The sequence below is a fragment of the Pseudomonas sp. KH_050 genome (assembly GCF_057838875.1).
In genome coordinates this window covers 2,660,518-2,684,297 of sequence record NZ_CM174478.1, presented here as the reverse complement: position 1 = coordinate 2,684,297, position 23,780 = coordinate 2,660,518, and the positions used below count along the sequence as shown (strand labels likewise).

Below are 23,780 nucleotides of genomic sequence, written 5' to 3'. Positions count from 1 at the left end.
TTATCCGGATTACGACTGCTGCGCAGAGGAACGCAGGCTGCGCCAGCTGCTACGGGTTGTGTATCGATCAGGCATATTTAAAACAAAAAAGAGACCAGCCATGTCCGAAATCCTCTGGCAACCCAGCGCCGAGCGAATCAGCAAGACCCACATGGAGGCTTTCCGGCGGTTCATCAATCACCGCCACGACCTCGACATCACCGACTACCCTGCCCTGCACCAATGGAGCGTCGATCGGCGCGAAGAGTTCTGGCAGGCCATTGTCGACTTCTTCGACATCGAATTTCACACGCCCCCCAGCGCGGTGCTGGTCGAAGGCCCCAGCATGCCCAGCGCCCAGTGGTTCCCCGGTGCCACGCTGAACTTCGCCGAACACCTGCTGCGTCGCCGTGACAACTCCCCGGCGGTAATCTCCATCCGCGAGAACGGCCAGCGCGAACAACTGACCTACGCTGACCTGGCCAACCATGTGGCCGGCCTGCAAAAGAGCCTGCGAGCGGCCGGCGTCGCCGCTGGCGACCGGGTCGCCGCCTGTATGCCCAACTCCTGGCAAACCCTGGTCGGCATGCTCGCCACCACCAGCCTGGGGGCCATCTGGTCCTGCTCCTCGCCGGATTTCGGCACCCAAGGGGTGATCGACCGCTTCGGCCAGATCGAACCCAAGGTGCTGATCACCTGCGCCGGCTACCGCTACGCTGGAAAAGAGATCGACCAGACCGCGAAGATCAACGAGATTCTCCAGCGCCTGCCCTCGCTGCAGCAATTGATCATCGTGCCCTTTGCACGACCCCAGAGCCGCGTCGAGGATTACCAGAGCCCGGCCAATGTGGCGCTCTGGAATGATTTCTACCAGGCCGGCGGCGAGCCCGAATTCGTCGCCGTGCCCTTCGACCATCCGCTGTACATCCTCTATTCCAGCGGTACCACCGGCATCCCGAAATGCATCATCCACAGCACCGGCGGCGTACTGCTGCAACACGTCAAGGAACATGGCCTGCATGTCGACCTGGGGCGTGACGATCTGCTGTTCTACTACACCACCTGCGGCTGGATGATGTGGAACTGGCTGGTCTCGGCGCTGGCGGTCGGGGCCAGTGTGCTGCTCTACGACGGCTCTGCGTTTCACCCGGGGCCGGCGCGCTTGATCGACCTGATCGACAGCGAGCAGATCACTGTATTCGGCACCAGCCCCAAGTACCTCGCAAGCCTCGAAAGCGCCGGCGTGCAGCCGCGCCACAGCCATCACCTGGGCAGTCTCAAGACCATTCTGTCGACCGGCTCGGCGCTGTCGCCGCAAAGCTATGACTACGTTTACCGCGAGATCAAAAGCGATCTGTGCCTGGCGTCGATGTCCGGTGGCACCGACATCGTTTCCTGTTTTGTCGCCGGCAATCCGCTGTTGCCGGTGCGTCGCGGCGAGATGCAGGGCAAGAGCCTGGGCATGGCCATTGAAGTGTGGAACGACGCTGGCCAGCCAGTCATCGGCGAGAAAGGTGAGCTGGTCTGCACCCGTCACTTCCCGGCCCTGCCGATCGGCTTCTGGAACGACCCGCAGCAGGAAAAATTCCGCGCCGCGTATTTCAGCCAGTTCCCCGGCGTATGGGCCCAGGGTGACTATGCCGAACAACTGCCCCATGGCAGCCTGATGATCCACGGTCGTTCGGACGCGGTGCTCAACCCGGGCGGCGTGCGCATCGGCACTGCGGAGATCTACCGCCAGGTGGAAAAAATCGAGCAGGTGCTGGAAAGCATCGCTATCGGCCAGAGCTGGCAGGACGACGTGCGCGTGGTGCTGTTTGTGCGCCTGCGTGAAGGCGTCGAGCTCGATGCAGCGCTCGAGGAAGAAATTCGCCAGGTGATCCGCAGCAACACCACGCCGCGGCATGTGCCGGCGAAAATCCTCGCCGTCACCGATATTCCACGCACCATCAGCGGCAAGATTGTCGAGCTGGCGGTGAGGAATGTGGTGCATGGGGAGGTCGTGAAGAACACTGATGCGCTGGCCAATCCGCAGGCCCTGGAACAGTTTCGCGACCGCGCGGAGTTGAAGGTGTAAAATCCGGCCCCCTTAAGCACTCATACGAATAGAAACAATCGATAAATGCCACTTTTTGAGGTATTGAACGTCTAACGTCTGGAAGCATCCTAGATACAACAGGCCACCAGGCTCCCCTCTCAGGATCTATCCGATGAACGAATCGCCCACCGGCAGTGAAGCCCAGGCACTGATAGCCCGTCTGGACTGGACGCAAAGTCCGCTGGGCGAGCCCGGCAACTGGCCGCAAAGCCTGCGCACGGCCGTGGACATCGTGATTCATTCGCCGATGCCCATGTTGCTGCTGTGGGGCCCGCAGCTCACGCAAATCTACAACGACGGCTTCGCCCTGCTGGCCGGCCACAAGCATCCGCAGGCTTTCGGACAGCCGACGCACCTGATCTGGCCGGAACTCCAGGACTTCACCGCGCCCATCTACAATGCCGTATTGCAGGGCCAGGTGCGCACCTACAGCGAACAGTGTTTCAACCTGCAACACCGGGGCCGCGACTCCGAGCTCTGGCTTGACCTGACCTACAGCCCGATCCGCGATGAGCACGGGCTGGTCGCCGGGATTCTGGTCACCGCCATCGAGACCAACGAACGTCGGCGGGTCGCGCTGGAACTGAAACTGCGCTCCGAAGCCAGTATCAAGGCTCAGCGCGAGTCCGAAGAGCGCCTGCAACTGGCGCTCTCGGCCACCGACGCGGTGGGTATCTGGGACTGGGATATCGCCGAAGATCGCTTTATCGCCGACCCACACTTTGCCCAGCTGCACGGGATCGATCCTGCCCTGGCCGGGCAACTGCCCATCAGCGACTACCTGAGCGCCGTCCACCCGCAAGACCGTGGCATGGTCGCCCGCGGGATCAAATACTGCATTACCCACGGCACTGAATATGCCGAGGAATACCGTCTGCTGCTGCCCGATGGCCAACTGCGCTGGGTGTTTGCCCGCGGCCGCTGTTACAAGGATCACCACGACCGGCCACTCCGTTTCCTTGGCGCCGCACTCGACCTGACAGATCGCAAGCAGATGGAGCAAGCGCTGCGCCAAAGCCAGACCGAGCTGCAGCTGATCATCAATGCCATGCCGGTGCTGATCGGTTATGTCGACAACGAAGAGCGCTTTCGGCTGAACAACGCCGCCTACCTGGATTGGTATGGCATGACCCCGCAAGAGCTGTACGGAAAAACCATCCGCGAAGTCATCGGCGAAGAACTGTATGCCGCCCGCGCCAAACAGATCGCCGCGGCCCTCGCCGGCCAGCCTTGCAGCTTCGAGGCAGAATCCTTCCACCGTGACGGGCGCCCGCGCCATGCCTTGATGAAGTACCTGCCGCGCCACGGTGCCGATGGTGCGATCAATGGCTTCTACATCTTTGTGATCGATGAAACCGAGCGCAAACAAACCGAAGCCGCCCTGCGCAACCTCAATGAAACCCTGGAAGAACGCGTCGCCGCCCGGACTCGGGAACTGGCTGAAACCAACCTGCGCCTGCAAAATGAAATGTTCGAACGCGAGCGCGCCGAAGAGGCACTGCGCCATGCGCAGAAAATGGAAGCCCTCGGCCAGCTCACCGGCGGCATCGCCCATGACTTCAACAATATGCTCACCGGGATTATCGGCAGCCTCGACCTGATGCAACGTTATATTGCCGAAGGGCGTAGCGCCGAGATTGGCCGTTTCACCGATGCGGCAGTGTCTTCGGCCCACCGCGCCGCTGCCCTCACCCATCGGCTGCTGGCGTTCTCCCGCCGGCAATCGCTGGATCGCAAACCCATCGACCCCAACCAGTTGGTGCACTCGCTGGAAGATCTGTTCAGCCGCACCAAGGGCGAGCACATCAACCTCAAACTGCAGCTGGCTGACGAAGTCTGGCCGGTTAACACCGACGTCAGCCAACTGGAAAATGCCCTGCTCAATCTGGTGATCAACGCCCGCGATGCCATGCCCAATGGCGGCGAACTACTGATCGAAACCTCCAATAGCTACCTGGACGGTACGGATATCAGCACCCTGGAACCAGTCAAGGCCGGCGACTATGTGATGATTGGCGTCACCGACAATGGCAGCGGCATGACCCCTTCGGTGCTGGCCAAAGCCTTCGACCCGTTTTTCACCACCAAACCCATCGGTCAGGGCACTGGCCTGGGCTTGTCGATGATCTATGGTTTTGCCCAGCAATCCGGTGGCCATGTCAGCCTTTCCAGTCTCCCCGGCCAAGGCACCAGCGTGCGCCTGTATCTACCGAGGCTTTACCTCGCGGCCGTGGAAAAAACCCAGGCGGCCAGCCCCCAGGTCACACCACCGGCCATCGCGGGCGAAACCGTGGTGTTGGTAGAAGACGACCCGGCGGTACGGATGCTGGTGCTCAATGTGCTGGATGAACTGGGGTATAACGCCCATGAAGCTGAAGATGCAAAAACCGCACTGCCGCTGCTGGAGTCCGACTTGCGGGTTGACCTGCTGGTGACCGACGTCGGCCTGCCTGGCATGAATGGCCGCCAACTGGCGGAAATCGCCCGCCAGAATCGCCCGCAACTCAAAGTGCTGTTCATGACCGGTTACGCCGAAAAGGCCCTCGAACGCCAGGGCTTCCTTGAGGAAGGCATGGACATGGTGGCCAAACCGTTTTCCATCGACGTGCTGGCCACCAAGATTCGCACGATGATCAGCCAGAACAGCTGAGTTTCGGGCATAATCCCGCGCCCCGCTGACACTACCGCTTCAAGGTAACTGCCCCGATGAAAGCTCAAGCCCGCCATATCCTGGTGAAAACGGCCGAAGAAGCCGAACAACTCAAGCAGCGTATCGCCAAAGGCGAAGCCTTCGATGTGTTGGCCAGGAAGTACTCCACCTGCCCCTCCGGCAAGCGCGGCGGTGACTTGGGCGAAGTACGGCCAGGGCAGATGGTCGGCGCCATCGATCAAGTGATCTTCAAGAAACCGCTGCGCACTGTGCATGGGCCGATCAAGAGCAAGTTCGGCTATCACCTGGTGCAGGTGTTTTATCGGGACTGAAAAGATTTCGGTGATGATGCGGCCGGGCTTTTCGTAGGAGCTGGCGCAGCCTGCGATCTTTTGATTCTGTAGATACCGTCTTAACCCTCACCGGGCAAGCGCAAGTTTCGGGTCAAATGGTTGGCCCGATTTGATCACTCCAAAGATGATGTGCAGCAGCTTGCGCATCGCTGCACAGATGATCTGCTTGGGGGCCTTGCCGTTGGCTTTCAATCGCTCTTTGAGCGCGATAATCGCTTCGTTATGCTGCATCGCCACCAGACCTGGCATGTAGAGCCCGGTGCGGAGTCGCGCTGATCCGATTTTCGAGATAAAGGTGCGGCCCTTAAGCTGGCCAGACTCTTCCAGCTTTGGATTTAAGCCCGCCGCCGCCACCATTTGTCGAGGATTCGAATACTTTCGCAGGTCGCCCAGCTCGGCAAAAAGCATCTGCGCCGATTTGTCGGCAATGCCATCAATGGTCACCACCAAGTCGCGCATTTGGCGCATGTCCGGGTCGTCATCAATGTGTTTCTTCAGCGCCTTTTTGGTTTCGGCAATCTCTTTCTGGATGTGGTTGATGACGGAATTGATCGAAACCTTGACGCTGTCGTCGGACACGTCCAGACGATTACGTTCCATTTGCAGCATTTCCTGAAGGTCGTTCAGGCGACGAACCATGGCCTTCACCTGTCGATACTTCAGTGGCTCCGGCGCCCACAGCGTTAGCTTTTCATGCTTTTCCTTGGCGAAATCGGCGATTAGCTTGGCGTCGGTCTTGTCTGTTTTGACCCGTTGCAAATCACTCCTGGCATGGGCTTTGGTCTGCGCAGGATTGACGACACAGACCCGATAGCCCTTGTTGTACAAGAACTCGGCCAGCGCTTCGTGGTAGATGCCGGTGGCTTCCATCACGATTAAGGCTGAAGGCTCGACGTGCTTCTGCAGCCAGGCGTGGAACTCCTCGAACCCCTTGATTGCATTGGGCAATTTTGCTTTGGTTTTATGTTTGCCGTTAGGCAGGTATTTGGCGATGTCAAAGGTGTGTTTAGCGGCGTCGACGCCAACATAATCGGACATGATCGTCTCCCAATTGAATCAATTGTGATCATCACTGCACTCTGTCCAACCTTGCGAATGCGGGCTCTCGCCAGAGACGGGCCCAAGATACCGTTCGAACTATATGAGTGAGTGTGGAGGGTTGGAGCACGATCTACGTCGCAGGCTCTAGGCCTAAGGAGCTGCACGGCTTCCAAATCCCTCCCTCGATGATCAGTCGAGAACTATCGCTCCTGGCGGAGCGATAGTCGAGATACAAGGAGCTGCCGCAGGCTGCGATCTTTTGATCTTTTGGTGTCGGCAACATCGCAGAAGATCAAAAGATCGCAGCCTGCGGCAGCTCCTACATGGGACTGCATTTGGCTTGACACGGTTTAATGTAGGAGCGGGCTTGCTCCAGGGGGCGTTCCGACGGCCGCGACTCGGTCTCAAGCCTAGAAACAGGTTTCCATGCTTTCGATGACATTCAACTGCTCATCCACCAGACACCCGGTGCGCCACTTGTCAAAGGTCAGGCATGGGTGCGAAGTGCCGAAGGAGATGATGTCCCCCACGCGTAACTCGCAACCGGGCGCCACCGTCATGAACGCATGCTGGTCCATGACTGCCGTCACCTCGCAGGCACTGACGTCGTCACCCTTGGCCGGCAGCACACCAGCCTTGTAACGCAACAGCGGCGTCGGTAAGCCGGCGTCGTAGGCGACATCGCGCTTGCCCAGGGCGATCACCGCGAACCCCGGTTCCGGCAACGACTGCACATGGGCCCAGACTTCCAGCGCCGGGCGCAGGCCTTCGTGCAAATCGCTGCGCCGATCGAGCACGCAGCACTGCGCTTCTTTGTAGATGCCATGGTCGTGGGCCACATAACTGCCGGGCCGCAGCACGCTAAGGAAACGTCCGCTGGCGTTCTGTGTCTCGAAGGATTCGGCGATCAGGTCATACCAGGCCGAACCCGACGCCGTGAGGATCGGCTTGTCGATAGCGAAGGCGCCGCTGTCTTGCAACTCCACCGCCAGACGGACCAACGAGTCGGCAAACTGTCGAATCCCGCTCACGGCCTGGTCGCCGTGGATCACCCCTTCATAACCTTCGATACCGGTCAGGGCCAGTGCCGGCTGTGCCTTGATCGCCTGCGCCAGATCCAGCACTTCCTGCTCGCTGCGGCAGCCGCAACGGCCGCCGACCACGCCGTATTCGATCATCACATTCAGGCGCACTCCGCGCGCGGCGAAAAAGGCCCCGAGGTCGGCGACGTTGTCCGGGTGATCGACCATGCAATGGAATTCAAAGGACGGGTCCGCCAGTAACTCGGCGATCAACGCCATGTTCGGCGCGCCGACCAACTGGTTGGCCATCAGTACCCGGCGTACACCGTGGGCATAGGCCGCACGGGTCTGCACCGCCGTCGCCAGGGTGATGCCCCAGGCGCCCTGCGCCAACTGCCGACGAAACAGCGCTGGGGTCATGCTTGTCTTGCCATGGGGCGCGAGCTGGGCACCGCTGTTGCTGACGAAGTCCTGCATCCAGCGAATATTGTGCTCCAGGGCTTCACGGTGCAGCACCAGCGCCGGCAGGCTGACGTCTCGCGCCAGGTTGGCACCGGGCTGGGCGGTGCCCTTTTCCACGGCAGCGATATTCAAGGCGCAAGACATGATCTGATTCCTCACCTGTGCGGCCGCTAGCAACCGCAGTTAATCATTGATACGACGGGCCAGGTTGTTCGCACTGTCGATCAGCACCCGGCGGTAGTCGTTGTAATTGTTCCTGGCGTCGGCCCGTGGGGCGACGATGCACAGGGTCGCGATGCAAATGCCGCGTTCGTCCTTCACCGGCGCGGCGAAGCAATGGGTAAAGGTGTCGGCCACGCTGTCGAAAGAAAAGAAGCCTTCGACTCCAGCCTGACGAATTTCCTTGAGGAAGGTGTCCAGCGGCAGGCGCTGACCGTCGGGCAGGATGAAGTCCTCGTCAGCGATCAGCTCGACAATCTCCTGATCGCTCAAATGACTGAGCAGCAGGCGTCCGGAGGCGGTCCAGGGAATCGGCGCGTTCTCGCCGATGTCCGAGGAAATCCGGAAGTGCCGCTCGCCTTCCTTCATCTGCGCGACGGTGTACTTGCGCCCGTTGAGCAGGCACAACTGCGCGGTCTCGCGGGTCTGGCTGACGATCTCCTGCAAGGCATGATCAGCCTCGCGGCTCAGGTCGAAATGGCGTAAATGCGCCTGACCGAGGAAGTACAGCTGACGGCCGAGGTAGACGTGACCGTCCTTGCCCACCGGTTCGAGAATCCGTCGTTCGAGCAAGGACGCGACCAACTCATAGACCGTGGATTTCGGGCTGCCGATGCCACTGGCGATATCGTTGGGGCGCAACGGCTGGCCGATTTCCTTGAGGAAATCGAGGATGTCGAACGCCCGGTCCAGCCCGCGAGCCCGGCGCTTGATGGTGTCTTCGGTCATGTCAGTGGGTTCCCATTCAAATTCGCCGGGGATATTAACCGTGGCTCAGGCGACAGACTAATGGCCCGTAGGAGCTGCCGTAGGCTGCGATCTTTTGATCTTGCCCTTGGGCCATCTCCAACATCGCCAAAAGATCGCAGGCTGCGCCAGCTCCTACGCCGAGCAGGTACACCCGTGAAGGTGCAACAACACGCGATTCAGGCCTTCTTCTTGTACGCCACGCAATCAATCTCGACCTTGCAGTCGACCATCATGTTCGCCTGCACACAGGCCCGCGCCGGGGCGTGTTCGCTTTTGAAGTACTCGGAAAACACCTTGTTGAAACTCCAGAAATCCCGCGGGTCTTCCAGCCACACGCCGGTACGCACCACATCCTCCAGGGCATAACCGGCCTCTTCGAGGATGGCGATCAGGTTGCGCATGGCCTGGTGAGTCTGCTCGACGATCCCGCCGCTGATGATCTCGCCATCCACCGCCGGGACCTGGCCGGACACGTACAGCCAGCCATCGGCTTCGACTGCGCGGGCGAAAGGACGCGGCTGGCCGCCACCGGCGGTGCTACCGGTGCCGTAGCGAGTAATGCTCATGAGTGTTTCTCCTGAGTGAAAACGGTGTTCTGAGAAATTCTGTCAAATAGGTCCGAGGCAGCCACTATTCCGCTATACCGGAATAACGTACGCAATAGCGGATCGTATAGCGGGAAGTGTGCCACAGGCAGTGAGAGGACGTAAGCCCTGATTGGATTTCGATTGACTAGTCAGCAACTGTGAATTAACGAACTTTGATTTGTGAAACGGGTTCTATTTTTCGGATGTTTATGGGATTTGCTGCTGATCTCATTGCGATTACTAGCGCCCAATTAGTTTCCATTTGTTCTGACGACGGCCTTTGTACGGTCTATCGTAAAAATTCGACATCCGGTACTTGGTCAGAGAACTAGTGCCCCTGCATCGGAGTCTGAAACAATCAATCATCCAATCTCACTTTTTCTGTTATTGAGGCCGTATTTTTTCGCAAGGAGTATGCCGCTTATGACCGCAAAGTACAGTTCGCTACTTGCCGCTTCCTGCAGCGTGGCATTGTTTTGTCTCGCCGTTGCCAGCCCGGCTTACGCCAGCACGGTGTCGGGCTGGTGGAATGGTTCCTGGTCCTGCACTATCGACGGGCGGCCGGCGCAAATGCGGTGGACCGTCGTCGAGGATAGCCAAACGATCGACAACGGTGACGGCACCGCCACCAGTACCTCCGGCGCCCGCTGGAAGGGCCGTTTTTCCGACAATGGCTCGAAGTGGGTGGCATTGACCAATCCACGCTTTGGTAAAAAAGGAGGCCTGTACTTCAACCACGCTGATGGTAATCGATGGTACTTACCCAAACCTACGGGTAATAAAACTACGGGGTGGACAACCTGGAACGGTCAGCAATATCCATTAAGTTGCTGGAAGTAGATCGAAGATGCCCATCACTTCCGTCCTTCCCGAGTCCATACAGGCGGCGCCACTAAACACTTGCAGAGGCCAATTACGCGAAAATTTGAACACTGTCATGTCCTTGCAGTGATCGAGAGGAATACAGGAGTCTCGACTTTCTATGAAGGAGGATCGACTAAACGGCCACTTAAAGCTCAAATGACGAATACAGGGTAGCGATATGTGGATCAAGGACAACGTCGACTTGTAATGTCCGATTCATTCGCCAACGAGCAACCAGCTTCGACACTTTGGCGTGCAAGCTCCTGCATTGGATTTTCATCGATCACATAACCTGCGATCGACTCGGAACCAGTGGGAGCTTGGTCGATTGCGTCCCGTCAGGCGCCGATGAGCTCTGCGTCTGCACGGACCAACAACACCCGCGTCACCCGCCGCTCCTCGACCGCCACCACGGTCATGCGCCAGGTCTCCCATTCGAGGCTGTCGCCGATCATTGGCAGGCGATCCAGCAGGCTCATTACTAACCCCGCCAGGGTCTGGTAATCCTCGGTCGCTGCGGCGTTGAAGCCGGTTCGCTGGCCGATTCGCGCCAGGTTCAGCGCGCCGTTGACCATGAACCCGCCCGGTGCTTCGACGATGTCCGGGCCGGCGACTTCGCTGGCGTCGGGCAGCTCACCGGCGATGGACTCAAGGATGTCGGTCATGGTCAGCACGCCCATGAAGTCGCCGAATTCGTTGACCACAAAGGCGATGTGGGTCGAGGCTTTGCGCATTTGTTCCAGGGCATTGAGGATCGAATAACTGTCCAGCAGGTTGAGGGTCTTGCGCGCCAGATGCTCGAGGTTCGGTTCTTCACCGGCCAGGTATGCCTTGAGCAGTTCCTTCTTGTGCACGAAGCCCAGCGGCTCATCCACCGCGCCGCCGCGAATCAGCGGCAAGCGCGAATAGGACGAGTGCATCAGCGTGGTGCGGATGGTTTCGGCACTGTCAGCCAGATCCAGGTGGTCGACCTCGGCCCGCACCGTCATCAAGTTACGAATCGGCCGCTCGGCCAGTTGCAGCACACCGCTGATCATTACCCGTTCGCGGCGGTCGAACAGCTCCTTGCTGGCACCCTCACCGCCTTTGAGCAAGTCGGCAATCTCCTCACCCACTTCGTCTACCGCCAGCGTTCGGCCACCGAGCAAGCGCATCACTGCATGAGCGGTGCGCTCACGCATCGGCCGCAGGCCCTGCACGGACTTCTTGCGTTGAATCCGGGCGATCTGGTTGAACACTTCGATCAGGATCGAGAAACCGATGGCCGCGTACAGGTAGCCTTTGGGGATGTGGAAGCCCAGGCCTTCAGCGGTCAGGCTGAAACCAATCATCATCAGGAAGCCCAGACACAGCATGATTACCGTCGGGTGTTCGTTGACGAATCGGGTCAGCGGCTTGCTCGCGACAATCATCAAACCGATGGAAATGATCACTGCGATCATCATCACCGCCAGCTCATCGACCATGCCCACCGCGGTAATCACCGCATCCAGCGAGAACACCGCATCCAGCACCACAATCTGCGCGACGATCGGCCAGAACATTGCGTATGCCGCATTACTGGCGCGCTGGCTGACGTGACCTTCGAGTCGTTCATGCAATTCCATGGTCGCCTTGAACAGCAGGAACACACCACCGAACAGCATGATCAGGTCGCGCCCGGAGAAGCTCTTGTCGAACACCTCGAACAACGGCTGGGTCAGGGTTACCAGCCAGGAAATACTCGCCAGCAGGCCCAGGCGCATCAGCAAAGCCAGGGACAGGCCGATGATACGCGCGCGGTCGCGCTGCTCGGGCGGCAACTTGTCCGCCAGGATCGCGATAAACACCAGGTTATCGATGCCCAGCACCAGCTCCAGCACAATCAGGGTCAACAGGCCAAGCCAGGCCGTGGGGTCAGCTATCCATTCCATAAAATCTAATCAATCTCTCTAATGAATTCAGAATGCCGGACACGGCAAGGCACGACCTGAAGGTCGGCGAAAAGTCATGAAGTCGGGCTGCCCGGGGATGCGGGCCGAAGAGAGTCGCAAGACTGGATGTTTAGCCTGTCCGCACAGCCTCAGAATTGCCGATTGGCGAGAGGAGTATTGAGCGAAAGGAAGGTCGAGTGTCCAGGCGAAAGGACGACTGGGAGACTCCGAAAGGGTGTTCATGCAAGTCCTGAGAGAAAAAACGGACTTGGAGAGTACAGCCAGAAGCGAAATTTCCTACAACGAAAAATCATTACAGAATCTGTTCAGGGTGCAAAAGATCAAAAGATCGCAGCCTTCGGCAGCTCCTACACCAATCGGCGCGACCGAAAACCCGTAGAAGCTGCCGAAGGCTGCGATCTTTTCCGGGCCAAACATCATTTATCTATTGGAAACCGATCTTTGACCTGCTCGATGTAACGCGCAACCGCCAGGGCCTTTTCGAAGCGGCGATGGATCAACGACAACCAGGAACACGCCTCGCTGCCCTTGATCGGCCGGTACAGCACATTCGGCAAGCTGACGTGCCCGACAACTGACTCAGGCACCACCGCCACGCCCTGCCCCAACGACACCAGCGCGATCACCGCCACCAGCCCGCCTGGTTGCGGCCCCAGTTTTGGTGCATAGCCACCTTGGGCCGCGACCTGCAAGGTGCCGCTGATTTGCTCCGGAAGAATGAACGTTTGATCCTGCAAGTGCTCAGGCGTGATGTCCGCCAAGCGGCTCAACCAGGCCTCGGCCGACAGCGCCAGAACGAAACCTTCGGCGTCCAGGCGAATCGCGTCCAGCCCTTCGGGCAAGGTCATGGGCGAGCGGATGTAACCGATGTCGAACCGCCCCTCGGCAACCAGTCCCGGCAAGGCTGCCATCGGACTTTCCCGCACACTGAGGCTGACATCCGGGTACTCACGGCTAAAACTCTGCACCTGCTTTTGCAACAAACCCGAGTACACCGCCGAGGCCACGTAGCCCAATTCGATATGACCGGTCTCACCGCGCCCGGCGCGCTGGGCATTGAGTTGCGCAAATTCGAACTGCCGCACAGTGGCTTCGGCCTCGATCATCAGGACGGCGCCGGCCTCGGTCAGGCTGACCTCACGTTGCTGGCGCAGGAACAGTCGGGTGCCCAGGGCGTTTTCCATGTCCTGGATCTGCCTGGTCAAGGTCGGCGGCGCAATGCCCAATTGCTCCGCGGCGCGGGTGAAGTTGCGCTGCCGGGCAACGGCCAGGAAGTAGCGGAAATGACGTATTTCCATAACGGCATTAGCTCAAAGGTAATGAAGTGCTGGCCTCCAGCTAATAAAGCACTGAAGAACCCGCGATAAGCTGGTTCAAACTCCACAGTAGTGAGCTCAAGCCATGCGCGTCAAATCCCTTGCTCTGACGCTGAGCAGCTGTTTCAGCCGAAAATCAGCGTCTATCGGCGTCCACTTGGCATCCATTGCCTGCAAGGCAACGCGGGTGATGCCATGAACCGGGTCAGCCCACGTCTTACGCTGTTGACCGCTTCCGGGGTCTGTTCGCTGATCGTGCTCGACACCAATATCGTCGCCGTCACGCTACCGAGTATCGCTCGCGACCTGGGAGCCAACTTCGCCGATATCGAATGGGTGGTCAGTGCTTACATGCTGGCCTTCGCCGCGCTGCTGCTGCCGGCCGGGAGCATCGCCGACCGCTTCGGGCGCAAGAAAACCCTGCTCTGGGGGCTGAGTATTTTCATCCTCGCCTCGATGGGTTGCGGCGCGGCGCCCAATGCCTTGTTTCTCGACATCGCCCGCGCCGTCAAAGGGGTCGGCGCGGCGTTGCTGCTGACCTCGGCACTGGCCTCGATCGGCCACTGCTTTCACGACGAGGTGGAACGGGCCAAAGCCTGGGCGTTCTGGGGCGCGTGCATGGGTGTGGCGATGACCGCCGCGCCGACCGTCGGCGGGCTGATCACCGAATTCATGGGCTGGCGCTGGATTTTTTACCTCAATCTGCCGGTGGGCCTGCTGTTGATGGCCATGGTCTGGCGCGCGGTGCCGGAGTCTCGGGACACCCAGGCCGCCCGTCTCGACCCCTGGGGCAGTCTGGCCTTCAGCGCCAGCCTGTTGTGCCTGATCTGGGGCTTGATCGAAGCCAACCGGATCGGTTGGAGCAATCCACTGACCTATGCCCGCCTGCTGGGTGGCGCGCTGTTGTTGGGCCTGTTTGTGGTGATCGAGCGCTTGCAGCAGCGGCCGATGGTCGATCTGCAACTGTTTCGCCATCCGCGATTTATCGGTGCATTGCTGGGGATGTTCGCCTATGCAGGTTGCGCGCAAGTGATGATGACCTTGCTGCCGTTTTACCTGCAGAACGGTTTGGGTTTTTCGGCGATCACCTCCGGGTTGGGCATGCTGCCGTTTGCCCTGACTATGCTGATCTGCCCACGCATCGGCGCACGCCTGGCAAGCCACTTCGCCCCGGCAACACTGATGGCCGCCGGTTTGACCCTGGTGGGTGCGGGTAACCTGCTCAGCGCCTGGGCGGTCACCAGTGGTGGCTACCTGAACTTCGCCTTGGCGATTGCGGTGACAGGTGCCGGTGCCGGGCTGCTCAATGGCGATACCCAGAAGAACATCATGGCCTGCGTGCCGCGCGATCGTGTCGGCATGGCCTCGGGCATGAGCACCACCATGCGTTTCAGTGCGATCGTGCTGACCATCGGGGTATTTGGCGCGCTGCTGAGCAGTCATACCGAACAATTGTTGCACGCCAGCCTGACGGCCGAGACGGCGCAATGGCTCGGACAAACCCAGAACATCGCTTCGCGGGTGGTCGCCGGCGACATGCCGGCAGCCTTGAGCGAGTTGCCGGAATCGGCGCGCCTGGTGGTCGAACCACTGGCCCGCCAGGCCTTTGTCGGCGGCTTCAGCCTGGTGCTGGGGGTCGCAGGACTGCTGGCGTTGCTCGGCGCGCTGGTGGTCGGTACGCTGATGCGCAATCCAATACCGCAACCTGGAACAGTGTCCTTGAGCGTGGAATAAATCGCCACGCGGCTCGTCGTACGGCTACTGAAATCCTTCAGTAGCCATTACGGGAGCTCATCATGAAAAGCACCTCGTTCGCCCTGGCTTTGATCACCTTGAGCGGCACGGCATTGGCCGCTTCTACCGATGACGGCAAACCGCCGATTGTCGAGGATTACCGTTATTCGATGCAGCTGGATGTGGCGAGAATCATCAGTATGTCGGACTCCGGTTATTGCGGCATCGGGACACGGGAGATGACCTATGTGGACAGTTCGGGGGTGACCCGTATCTTGCGTTATCAGGCATTTGGGGATGGGTGTATTGATCAGAGCTAAGGGTCCTCGCCCCCTGTGGCCAGGGGGCTTGCCCCCTGCCACAGGTTACTGAAGCCTCTTGATCGACGCCAATACACGCTCGGCATTTTCATCACAGGCCATGCCCTCCGGCTTGAGCCTGATGCTATCGATGATCCCCAGCAACTGCGCCTTGCTCTGGGCCAGGTGCAGTTGCATGGCTTCGATCTGTTCGATCTTGCGCTCAAGACTCTCCAGTAATTGGTCGTGCTGGAAGTCCCCCTGAGCACTCCCGGGCAACAGTTGTTTCAACTCCTCCAGGCTGAACCCGGCCTGCTGCGCGCACTGAATGGTTTTCAGCGTCTGCAGCACCTGCGGTGGGTAACGGCGGTATCCATTGGCCTGGCGCTGAACCTGACGCAGCAGCCCTTGTGCTTCATAAAATCTGATCCGCGAGGCCGCCAGCCCGCTGAGTTGCGCCAATTCACCAATCTTCATGCTGACCCGCCTGAACGCTTGACATTAAAGTTAACTTTAAGCTTAGCCTCGCCTTTCCATGGCAGGCATCGGCACCGCGTTGACCGTGGAACCGCAGTTGGTGAAGCGCTGGCGCAACGGCGGGTTCAGCCATCCGCAATTGCCCGCGATTCGCTGGAAACGCAAACCGCTGGCTGCCCTCGCGAGCATGGCCGTGGTGCGTTTCCAGATCCGCCGCCTGAGCCTCGGCCGCGCGCCCAGGCCCAGGGTGCCAGCGCTGTTTGCGCTAATTGTCGATCGGTTGTACATCGCCCGACGCACGCGCCAGTACCGGGCGGCGATGGGTAAATGATGGGTGGCTGGCGGATTTTTCTGAACACGTAAGGCCGTCGGCATCTCGCAGATCTTTTCTGCCAACCTTCGGTCGGCGTAGGCGCCGGCGCAGCCTGCGATCTTTTAGCGGTTCTGGAGATTGCCGAAAAGATCGCAGCCTGCGGCAGCTCCTACAAGGGCATCGCGTACGCCAGAAAACGGGCCGGCTGTCAGGCCGCCTTCGCAAGCAATACGCGACAAGCCGTTACAGGGTGTCGATATGTCGATACTGCGCCTGCAGTCCGTCAGCCAGCTCCTGTGCCCGACCGAGCCGGATCGGGCCCCTTTCGATGTCCACCAACAGCCCCGGACATTTGAGCGTCGGCAGCGCTGACCAGTTTTTCAAGCGGCCATCGGTCAGCAGCAACAGACGCTGCTGCTCCGCGGGGAAACGCTGCCGCCTGAACGCCAGCCAACGGACCGCCTCATCCAGAGCGGCCAGCAGCGGCGTGCCACCCCCGGCGCCGAGTGCGTCAAGCCAGCTTCGTAGTCCACTCGAGGCTTTCAGGCCTTGCACCTGCCATTGCGGCGAGTGACCACTGGCGGTCAGCAATGCCAGGCGCGCCCGGCGACGGTAAGCGTCATCGAACAGCTGCGCCAACAACCCTTTGGCATCGCTCAGGGCCTGATGCCGGCGAGTCGAGGCCGACGCATCGACTATCACCAGCCACAGCTCATGGGGCGAACGACTGCGCAGGCGATACAGCAGGTCTTCGCGCTGGCGCGGACGGCCATTGAGCAAGGTGCCGGGCCAATTGATCGAGCCGCTTTGTGCTGTGCGGCTCTGGCCTTGCCGGCCATTTTTCAGGCGTCCCGCGCGGGGTTTGGCATCCGCCCCCGCGTCGGATCGGGGGCGAATGCCTAGGGCTTTTTTGGCCAGCTCGGGATTTCACGTCGTGCGCCGACCGGCAGTGCCTGGGCGGGCATTTCGCCCCATTGACCCTGGCCTTCAGCAGGGTCGGGTTTTTTTGCCGATTGCGACTGTGGCGCGCTGGCCTGGTTCGGCGCGGGCGGCGACTGCTCGCGGCGACGATGACGCAGAGCGAATTCAGCCACCGCGTCGATATCCTCTTCGCCAATCGCCGGTGCGCCTCGCCATGCCGCATGGGCCCGAGCGGCGCGCAGCCAGACCAGATCGGCGCGCATCCCGTCGACGCCGGCAGCAAAGCAGCGCTCGGTGATCTGCGCCAGCGCCTGATCGTCGAGAGGAATGCTCGCCAGGGTCGAGCGCGCCTGCTGGCAACGTTCGCGCAGGGCTCGCTGCGGGCTTTCCCATTGTGCGCAGAACGCTTGCGGATCGCTGTCGAAGTCCAGCCGCCGACGGATGATCTGCCCACGCTCGGTCGGTGGAGTCTGCCCGCTCAAGGCAACGTTCAGTCCGAAGCGGTCGAGCAACTGTGGACGCAGTTCGCCCTCTTCCGGGTTCATGGTGCCGATCAGCACGAAACGCGCCGGATGCTGATGGGAAATGCCGTCTCGCTCGATCAGGTTGGTGCCACTGGCGGCGACGTCCAGCAGCAGGTCAACCAGGTGGTCGGGCAGCAGGTTCACTTCATCGACATAGAGCACGCCGCCGTCGGCCTTGGCCAGCACACCCGGGGAAAACTGCGCGCGACCTTCGCCGAGCGCGGCGTCCAGGTCCAGGGTGCCGACCAGCCGCTCTTCGGTGGCGCCCAGTGGCAAGGTGACGAATTGCCCGCTGGCCAACAGATCCGCCAAGCCGCGGGCCAGGGTCGACTTGGCCATGCCCCGCGGACCTTCAATCAGCACCCCGCCGATCTTCGGATCGATGGCGGTAAGGCACAGCGCAAGCTTCAGGGCGTCGGCGCCGACCACGGCGCAGAGGGGGAAATGTGGGGTGTGGCTCATATTCGGTTCTCGGTAGGGTCGAGTCTTGTGACGTCTGTCAGGCCGCTATCGCGAGCAGGCTCGTTCCCACAGGTTTTACACAATACCTGTGGATGCGGGTCCGCCCCAATGCCAGTCGGTCATAGCGATCAATTGTGGCGAGGGAGCCTTGCTCCCGCTCGGCTGCGAAGCAGTCGTAAAGACGGCTATTGCGGTCGATCTGATGCATCGCGAGGGCTGTTTTCAGGGCCGCTGCGCGACCCAGCGGGAGCAAGCTCCCTCGCCACAGTCCAGCGCTCATCCCTCCTCCTCTATATCCAGCAACAGATTCTCCAGCGCCTCACGGTACTCGCCTGGTTCGCTCCACATCCCCCGCTGCTGGGCTTCGAGCAGGCGTTCGGTCATGTCGCGCAAGGCGTGGGGGTTGTGTTGCCGGACGAATTCACGGGTCGCCGGGTCGAGCAAATAGGCATCGGCCAGCAAGGCGTACTGATGATCGTCGATCAACCGCGTGGTGGCGTCGAAGGCGAACAGATTATCCACGGTCGCCGCCAGTTCGAAAGCTCCTTTATAGCCATGACGCTTGACCCCTTCGATCCACTTGGGATTGGCCGCGCGCGAACGGATCACCCGGTTCAGCTCTTCCTTCAGGGTGCGGATCTTCGGCAGGTCGGGCTGGCTGTGGTCGCCATGGTAACTGGCGGCTTGCTCACCGCTGAGGCTTTCCACGGCGGCGAGCATGCCGCCCTGGAACTGGTAATAATCGTTGGAATCAAGCAGGTCATGCTCGCGGTTGTCCTGGTTTTGCAGGACGGCCTGAACCTGGCTCAAACGCCGGGCAAATTGCTCGCGCGCCGCGGTGCCTTCATCGGCACCGCCATAGGCGTAGCCGCCCCAGTTCAGGTAGACCTCGGCCAGGTCCTCGCGGCTTTGCCACAGGCGACCGTCGATGGCGCCCTGCACACCCGCGCCATAGGCACCGGGTTTGGCGCCGAAGATTCGCCAGCCGGCCTGGCGCGCCGCGGCCTCCTCATCCAGCCCGGATAACAACAGCGCTTCACGCTCGCGGCGAACCTTGGCCGCCAGCGGGTTCATCTCATCCGGTTCGTCCAGCGCGGCCACGGCCTGCACTGCGGCATCGAACAAGCGAATCAGGTTGGCGAAGGCATCGCGAAAAAAACCGGAGACCCGCAGGGTGACGTCCACCCGTGGCCGGTCGAGCAGGCTCAGCGGCAGGATTTCGAAATCGTCGACCCGCTGGCTGCCCGTGGCCCACACCGGACGCACCCCCATCAAGCCCATGGCCTGGGCGATGTCGTCGCCACCGGTGCGCATGGTCGCCGTGCCCCAGACCGAAAGCCCAAGCTGGCGCAAATGGTCGCCATGGTCCTGCAAATGCCGCTCGAGGATCAGGTTGGCTGACTGAAAACCGATGCGCCAGGCGGTGGTGGTCGGCAGGTTGCGCACGTCCACCGAGAAGAAGTTGCGTCCGGTGGGCAGCACGTCGAGGCGCCCGCGACTCGGTGCTCCGCTGGGGCCAGCCGGGACAAAACGACCGCTCAGGGCATCCAGCAGGCCACGCATTTCTGCCGGGCCGCAGGCGTCCAGGCGTGGCGCGACGACTTCGCGCAGGCTGTCGATGATCGCCTTCACTTCGCTCCAGCCAGGTGTATTCAATAGGTCGACATCAGCGCTTAACGCCCGTTCGATCAACTGCGCGGCAAACAGCTCAAGGCGTTCTCGACTGTCGCCAGCGCTGCGCCACAGCTCATCACTCACCGCTTGCAACGCCGCCGGCCGCGGCCCGGTCCAGGGCGCGGCCAAGTTACCATCCAGCGGATCGAAACCCAACTCGAAGGCTTTGGCCAGGGCCCGCAGCACGCTTGACTGGGCGCCACGTCCATCGCCACGGGGAATGCGCAGCAACGCCAGCAGCGTGTCGATTCGCAGGCGGCCGACGGGAGACTCACCGAACACATGCAGACCGTCGCGAATCTGCGACTCTTTCAGGTCGCATAAATAAGTATCGAGGCGCGGCAGCCATATCGCTGCGTCGGCATCGCTGTCGAGCTGATCGTCCAGTTGCAGTTCGCGGTCAATGTGGCTATCGCGCACCAGTTTCAGGATGTCGCGCTGCAACTCCCGGGCACGGCGCGGATCCAGCAGCTGGGCTTCGTAATACTCGTCGGCCAGCAATTCGAGATCGCGCAGCGGGCCGTAGGTTTCGGCGCGGGTCAACGGCGGCATCAGGTGATCGATGATCACGGCCTGGGTGCGGCGCTTGGCCTGAGCGCCCTCGCCCGGATCGTTGACGATAAACGGATAGATATTCGGCAGCGGACCGAGCAGTGCGTCCGGCCAGCAGCTTTCCGAGAGGCCGACGCCCTTGCCCGGCAGCCATTCGAGGTTGCCGTGCTTGCCGACGTGAATCACCCCATGGGCGCCGTAGGTTTGCCGCAGCCAGAAATAAAACGCCAGATAGCCATGGGGCGGCACCAGATCCGGGTCGTGATAGACCGCGCTCGGATCGACCTGGTAACCCCGTGCCGGCTGGATACCGACAAAGGTCAGGCCAAAGCGCAGGCCGGCGATCATCATCCGCCCGCCGCGGAACATCGGGTCGCTTTCAGGGGAGCCCCAACGCTGCAGCACCGCGTTGCGATTGGCTTCGGGCAAGGCGTTGAACATCGAGAAATAGTCGTCCAGCGCCAGGCTTTGCTGGCACGGTCGCTGGTCGATAGTCTCCAGATCGTTGCTGACGCCACCGAGCAATTGCTCAATCAGCGCCGTGCCGCTGTCCGGCAGATCCGCCGGCAACGGGTAGCCTTCGGCATGCAGTGCCCGCAGGATATTCAGTGCGGCAGCCGGGGTGTCGAGCCCGACACCATTGCCGATCCGACCATCGCGGGTCGGGTAGTTGGCGAGGATCAATGCGATACGTTTCTCGCCATTGGGCACCCGCGCCAGCTCGATCCAGCGCCGCGCCAGCTCGGCGACGAAATCCATACGTTCCGGCTGCGCCCGGTAGCAGACCACATCCGACTGACTGCGCTCACTGCGCCAGGCCAGGTCCTTGAAGCTGATGGGCCGACTGATGATCCGCCCGTCGAGTTCCGGCAAGGCGATATGCATCGCCAGATCTCGCGGCCCAAGGCCCTGCTCGCTGGCGCGCCAACCAGGTTCGTTGTCCTGGGCGCAGATCGCCTGGATCACCGGAATATTGCGCCGGAACGGTCGCAGGTGCGGTGCCTCAGGGCTGGACTGGGCAAAACCGGTAGTGTTCAGAATCACCGAGGCTGAGACTTCATCCAGCAAGTCCTCGACGACCGTCAGGCAGCCGGGTTCTTTCAGACTGGCCAGGGCAATCGGCAACGGGTTAAGCCCTGCCGCCTGCAAACGCTGGCAAAAGACATCGATGAACGCGGTGTTCGCCGCTTGCAGGTGCGAGCGATAGAACAACACCGCCGCCACCGGCCGATCGGCGTGCCAATCAGCCTGCCAGTCGCTGAGTACGGCGGGGCTTTTGTACGGATGGTATATCGCCGTGCGCGGCAGGATTTGTGGTTCAGCCCATGGGTACTCGCGACCCAGCCAGCGACTGGCGAGGCAGCGATACAGGTCCAGCGCATTGCCCATGCCGCCCTGGCGCAAGTAGTGCCACAGTCGATCACGATCTTCGACGGCCACCGTGCTCAGGTCGCTCAACTCAGGGTCGGGGCGATCATCGCCCGGCACCAGAATCAGCTGTACGCCCTGCCCGGCCAGTTGCACCAGCCGCTCCACGCCGTATCGCCAATAGCCGATCCCGCCATGCAGCGAGATCAGGATAATTTTCGCGTGGCGCAGTACTTCATCGACATACACGTCGACCGAGGCGTGGTTCTGCACCTGCATCGGGTTGGCCAGGCGCAGGCTCGGATAGTCCTCCGGCAACTGCTGCGCAGCTTCGGCGAGCAGCGCCAGGCTGGAATCGCCGCTGCACAGGATCACCAGCTCGGCGGGGGTTTGGCCAAGGTCGGCAATGTTGTCATCCGAGACGAAACCGCCGGGTTGGGTCCTGAGCAGATGCATGGATCAGACGCTGAGCGCGGCGCGCAATTGCGCTTCGATCAACGCCGCGTCCAGCTGCTGGCCAATCAGCACCAGCTGGGTCGCACGCGATTCTTCGGCGCGCCAGGCGCGGTCAAAGTGTTTGTCGAAACGGGTACCCACGCCCTGGATCAGCAAGCGCATCGGCTTGTTCGGCACCGCGGCGAAACCTTTGACCCGCAGGATCCCGTGCTCGACCACCAGTTGCGTCAGGGCGTCCAGCAGCAGGCTTTCGTCGGCTTGCGGCAGTTCGATGGAGATGGAATCGAAGGCGTCATGGTCGTGATCAGCGTGGTCATCACCCTCGTGGTGATGGTCATGGTGGCTGTGACGACTGTCGATGTGTTCTTCAGAACCGGCCCCCAGGCCGATCAACACGTCCAGTGGCACACGACCGCTGCTGGCTTCGATGACTTTTACCGCCGGCGGCAGTTCTTCGGCGACTTCCAGGCGCACACGGGCCAGGTCTTCAGGGCTGATCAAGTCAGCCTTGTTGAGGATCACCAGGTCGGCGCTGGCCAGTTGGTCAGCAAACAGCTCGTGCAGTGGCGACTCGTGGTCCAGGTTCGGATCGAGCTTGCGCTGGGCATCGACTTGATCCGGGAACGCGGCGAAGGTGCCGGCGGCCACGGCCGGGCTGTCGACCACGGTAATCACCGCATCGACGGTGCAGGCGCTGCGGATTTCCGGCCACTGGAAGGCCTGCACCAGTGGTTTGGGCAGGGCCAGGCCGGAAGTTTCAATGAGGATGTGGTCCAGGTCCGCGCGGCGGGCAACCAGCTCGCGCATCACCGGGAAGAACTCTTCCTGGACCGTGCAGCACAGGCAACCGTTGGCCAGTTCATAGACCCGGCCGCTGGCTTCTTCTTCGGTGCAACCGATGGAACATTGCTTGAGGATCTCGCCGTCGATGCCCAGCTCGCCGAATTCATTGACGATGACCGCGATGCGCCGACCCTGAGCATTATCGAGCATGTGCCGCAGCAAGGTGGTTTTACCCGAGCCGAGGAAGCCGGTAACGATGGTGACGGGAAGTTTGGCCAGTGTTTTCATCGGATGCCCTTTGGCAAGGTGGCGGGCATACGGGACGACTTGACCGCGCGCGCAAGCGCAGAAGATTTCGCCACCGGATCACCCCGCCCGGTTGTAGTGAGAATCGGGTACGAGGCAGGTCTCCTGGCTGACGGTGTGCCAGTCGTTCGACTGGCGAGTTCTGCGCCTTCCCGCGCCTACAGACAGCTGGCGCAGTGGCGTGGCAGAAAACCTCACCGTTCACAGTTGCGGGGGCAGCCGCGGCATTGACCGCGTTCCCTTCTTAGCTTCGGCTCGAATGCCGAAGAACCTCGAAAGCGCAAGGCTACGCATCGCATCGGGGCGGGTCAATGTTCATCGGTGATTGGGATCCCCTGCACAATCTTCAAGTGAGAACCCTTGCCAATTGACGCCCATCCCCCGCCCATGCTCTCCTACACGCCTTGTTACGGGTGCCCTTCACAGGGTGAAACGGGAAACCGGTGAGTCATGTGCTTTACTCAAGCCTTGATCAGTCCGGTGCTGCCCCCGCAACGGTAAGCGAGCGAAGAATCAGATCCACTGTGCCAGCAGTTCGGCATGGGAAGGTGATTCTTGCAGGTTCGGGCGCCAGCCCTGCCCCTCGCGAGTCCGGAGACCGGCCCGCAATACATAGATCAAAAACCCGCGGTGGGC

17 protein-coding genes, 1 pseudogene and 2 riboswitches are annotated in these 23,780 nt (G+C 61.0%); of the genes and pseudogenes, 7 read left to right on the top strand and 11 right to left on the bottom strand.

Going from position 1 to position 23,780, the window contains the following annotated elements:
- Positions 1–100 precede the first annotated feature (100 nt).
- From AC3IUA_RS12340 to AC3IUA_RS12330, 3 genes are all read left to right on the top strand, one after another.
- Complete coding sequence (locus AC3IUA_RS12340) at positions 101–2,056, top strand: acetoacetate--CoA ligase (protein WP_489361234.1); 1,956 nt, start codon at positions 101–103, stop codon at positions 2,054–2,056.
- A gap of 133 nt (positions 2,057–2,189) precedes the next feature.
- Positions 2,190–4,727: a PAS domain-containing hybrid sensor histidine kinase/response regulator gene (locus AC3IUA_RS12335; RefSeq protein WP_489361232.1), complete on the top strand. Its 2,538-nt coding sequence runs from the start codon at positions 2,190–2,192 to the stop codon at positions 4,725–4,727.
- A 56-nt stretch (positions 4,728–4,783) separates the two neighbouring features.
- Positions 4,784–5,059 carry a peptidylprolyl isomerase gene (locus AC3IUA_RS12330; RefSeq protein WP_489361230.1) on the top strand — a complete coding sequence of 92 codons (276 nt, stop codon included), beginning with the start codon at positions 4,784–4,786 and terminating at the stop codon, positions 5,057–5,059.
- Positions 5,060–5,146: 87 nt separating this feature from the next.
- Here the strand turns inward: AC3IUA_RS12330 and AC3IUA_RS12325 are convergent, their stop codons facing one another.
- The 4 genes from AC3IUA_RS12325 to AC3IUA_RS12310 form a co-directional block, all read right to left on the bottom strand.
- Entirely contained in the window at positions 5,147–6,118 is a 972-nt protein-coding gene (locus AC3IUA_RS12325) for an IS110 family RNA-guided transposase (RefSeq protein ID WP_489355766.1), read from the bottom strand.
- A gap of 413 nt (positions 6,119–6,531) precedes the next feature.
- A complete protein-coding gene (locus AC3IUA_RS12320; RefSeq protein ID WP_489361228.1) occupies positions 6,532–7,749 on the bottom strand; it encodes an amino acid deaminase in 1,218 nt (405 codons plus the stop codon).
- Positions 7,750–7,788: 39 nt separating this feature from the next.
- Complete coding sequence (locus tag AC3IUA_RS12315; protein WP_489361226.1) at positions 7,789–8,553, bottom strand: IclR family transcriptional regulator; 765 nt, start codon at positions 8,551–8,553, stop codon at positions 7,789–7,791.
- A gap of 197 nt (positions 8,554–8,750) precedes the next feature.
- Positions 8,751–9,140 carry a RidA family protein gene (locus tag AC3IUA_RS12310; RefSeq protein WP_489361224.1) on the bottom strand — a complete coding sequence of 130 codons (390 nt, stop codon included), beginning with the start codon at positions 9,138–9,140 and terminating at the stop codon, positions 8,751–8,753.
- Positions 9,141–9,584: 444 nt separating this feature from the next.
- Between AC3IUA_RS12310 and AC3IUA_RS12305 the strand changes: the two genes are divergently transcribed.
- Positions 9,585–10,001 carry a DUF6006 family protein gene (locus AC3IUA_RS12305; protein WP_489361222.1) on the top strand — a complete coding sequence of 139 codons (417 nt, stop codon included), beginning with the start codon at positions 9,585–9,587 and terminating at the stop codon, positions 9,999–10,001.
- 362 nt (positions 10,002–10,363) lie between these two features.
- On the opposite strand, the gene AC3IUA_RS12300 is transcribed toward AC3IUA_RS12305, so the two are convergent.
- Positions 10,364–11,938, bottom strand: a complete 1,575-nt coding sequence (locus AC3IUA_RS12300) for a TerC family protein (protein ID WP_489361220.1) — start codon at positions 11,936–11,938, stop codon at positions 10,364–10,366.
- 437 nt (positions 11,939–12,375) lie between these two features.
- Complete coding sequence (locus AC3IUA_RS12295) at positions 12,376–13,257, bottom strand: LysR family transcriptional regulator (protein WP_489361218.1); 882 nt, start codon at positions 13,255–13,257, stop codon at positions 12,376–12,378.
- 213 nt (positions 13,258–13,470) lie between these two features.
- On the opposite strand from AC3IUA_RS12295, the gene AC3IUA_RS12290 reads away from it, so the two are divergent.
- Positions 13,471–15,009 (top strand): MFS transporter, encoded by a 1,539-nt coding sequence (locus tag AC3IUA_RS12290; protein ID WP_489361217.1) that lies wholly within the window; start codon positions 13,471–13,473, stop codon positions 15,007–15,009.
- A gap of 62 nt (positions 15,010–15,071) precedes the next feature.
- Positions 15,072–15,329, top strand: coding sequence for a DUF2790 domain-containing protein (locus tag AC3IUA_RS12285; RefSeq protein ID WP_489361215.1), 258 nt, complete (start codon positions 15,072–15,074; stop codon positions 15,327–15,329).
- A gap of 45 nt (positions 15,330–15,374) precedes the next feature.
- Here the strand turns inward: AC3IUA_RS12285 and AC3IUA_RS12280 are convergent, their stop codons facing one another.
- Positions 15,375–15,785: a MerR family transcriptional regulator gene (locus tag AC3IUA_RS12280; protein WP_489361213.1), complete on the bottom strand. Its 411-nt coding sequence runs from the start codon at positions 15,783–15,785 to the stop codon at positions 15,375–15,377.
- Positions 15,786–15,837: 52 nt separating this feature from the next.
- Here AC3IUA_RS12280 and AC3IUA_RS12275 point away from each other — a divergent pair.
- A pseudogene (locus AC3IUA_RS12275) lies at positions 15,838–16,116 on the top strand (2,4-dienoyl-CoA reductase); the annotation flags it as partial.
- 225 nt (positions 16,117–16,341) lie between these two features.
- Here the strand turns inward: AC3IUA_RS12275 and AC3IUA_RS12270 are convergent.
- From AC3IUA_RS12270 to cobW, 4 genes are all read right to left on the bottom strand, one after another.
- On the bottom strand, positions 16,342–17,016 hold the full coding sequence (locus AC3IUA_RS12270) for a vWA domain-containing protein (protein ID WP_489362323.1): 675 nt from the start codon (positions 17,014–17,016) through the stop codon (positions 16,342–16,344).
- Positions 16,998–18,005 (bottom strand): magnesium chelatase ATPase subunit I, encoded by a 1,008-nt coding sequence (locus AC3IUA_RS12265; RefSeq protein ID WP_489361211.1) that lies wholly within the window; start codon positions 18,003–18,005, stop codon positions 16,998–17,000. Before AC3IUA_RS12265 ends, AC3IUA_RS12270 begins: the two co-directional genes overlap by 19 nt.
- 276 nt (positions 18,006–18,281) lie before the next feature.
- Entirely contained in the window at positions 18,282–22,055 is a 3,774-nt protein-coding gene (cobN, locus tag AC3IUA_RS12260) for a cobaltochelatase subunit CobN (RefSeq protein WP_489361209.1), read from the bottom strand.
- Positions 22,056–22,058: 3 nt separating this feature from the next.
- On the bottom strand, positions 22,059–23,126 hold the full coding sequence (gene cobW, locus AC3IUA_RS12255; protein ID WP_489361208.1) for a cobalamin biosynthesis protein CobW: 1,068 nt from the start codon (positions 23,124–23,126) through the stop codon (positions 22,059–22,061).
- Positions 23,127–23,222: 96 nt separating this feature from the next.
- Positions 23,223–23,434, bottom strand: a riboswitch (cobalamin riboswitch).
- A gap of 104 nt (positions 23,435–23,538) precedes the next feature.
- Positions 23,539–23,765: riboswitch (cobalamin riboswitch) on the top strand.
- Positions 23,766–23,780: the final 15 nt, after the last annotated feature.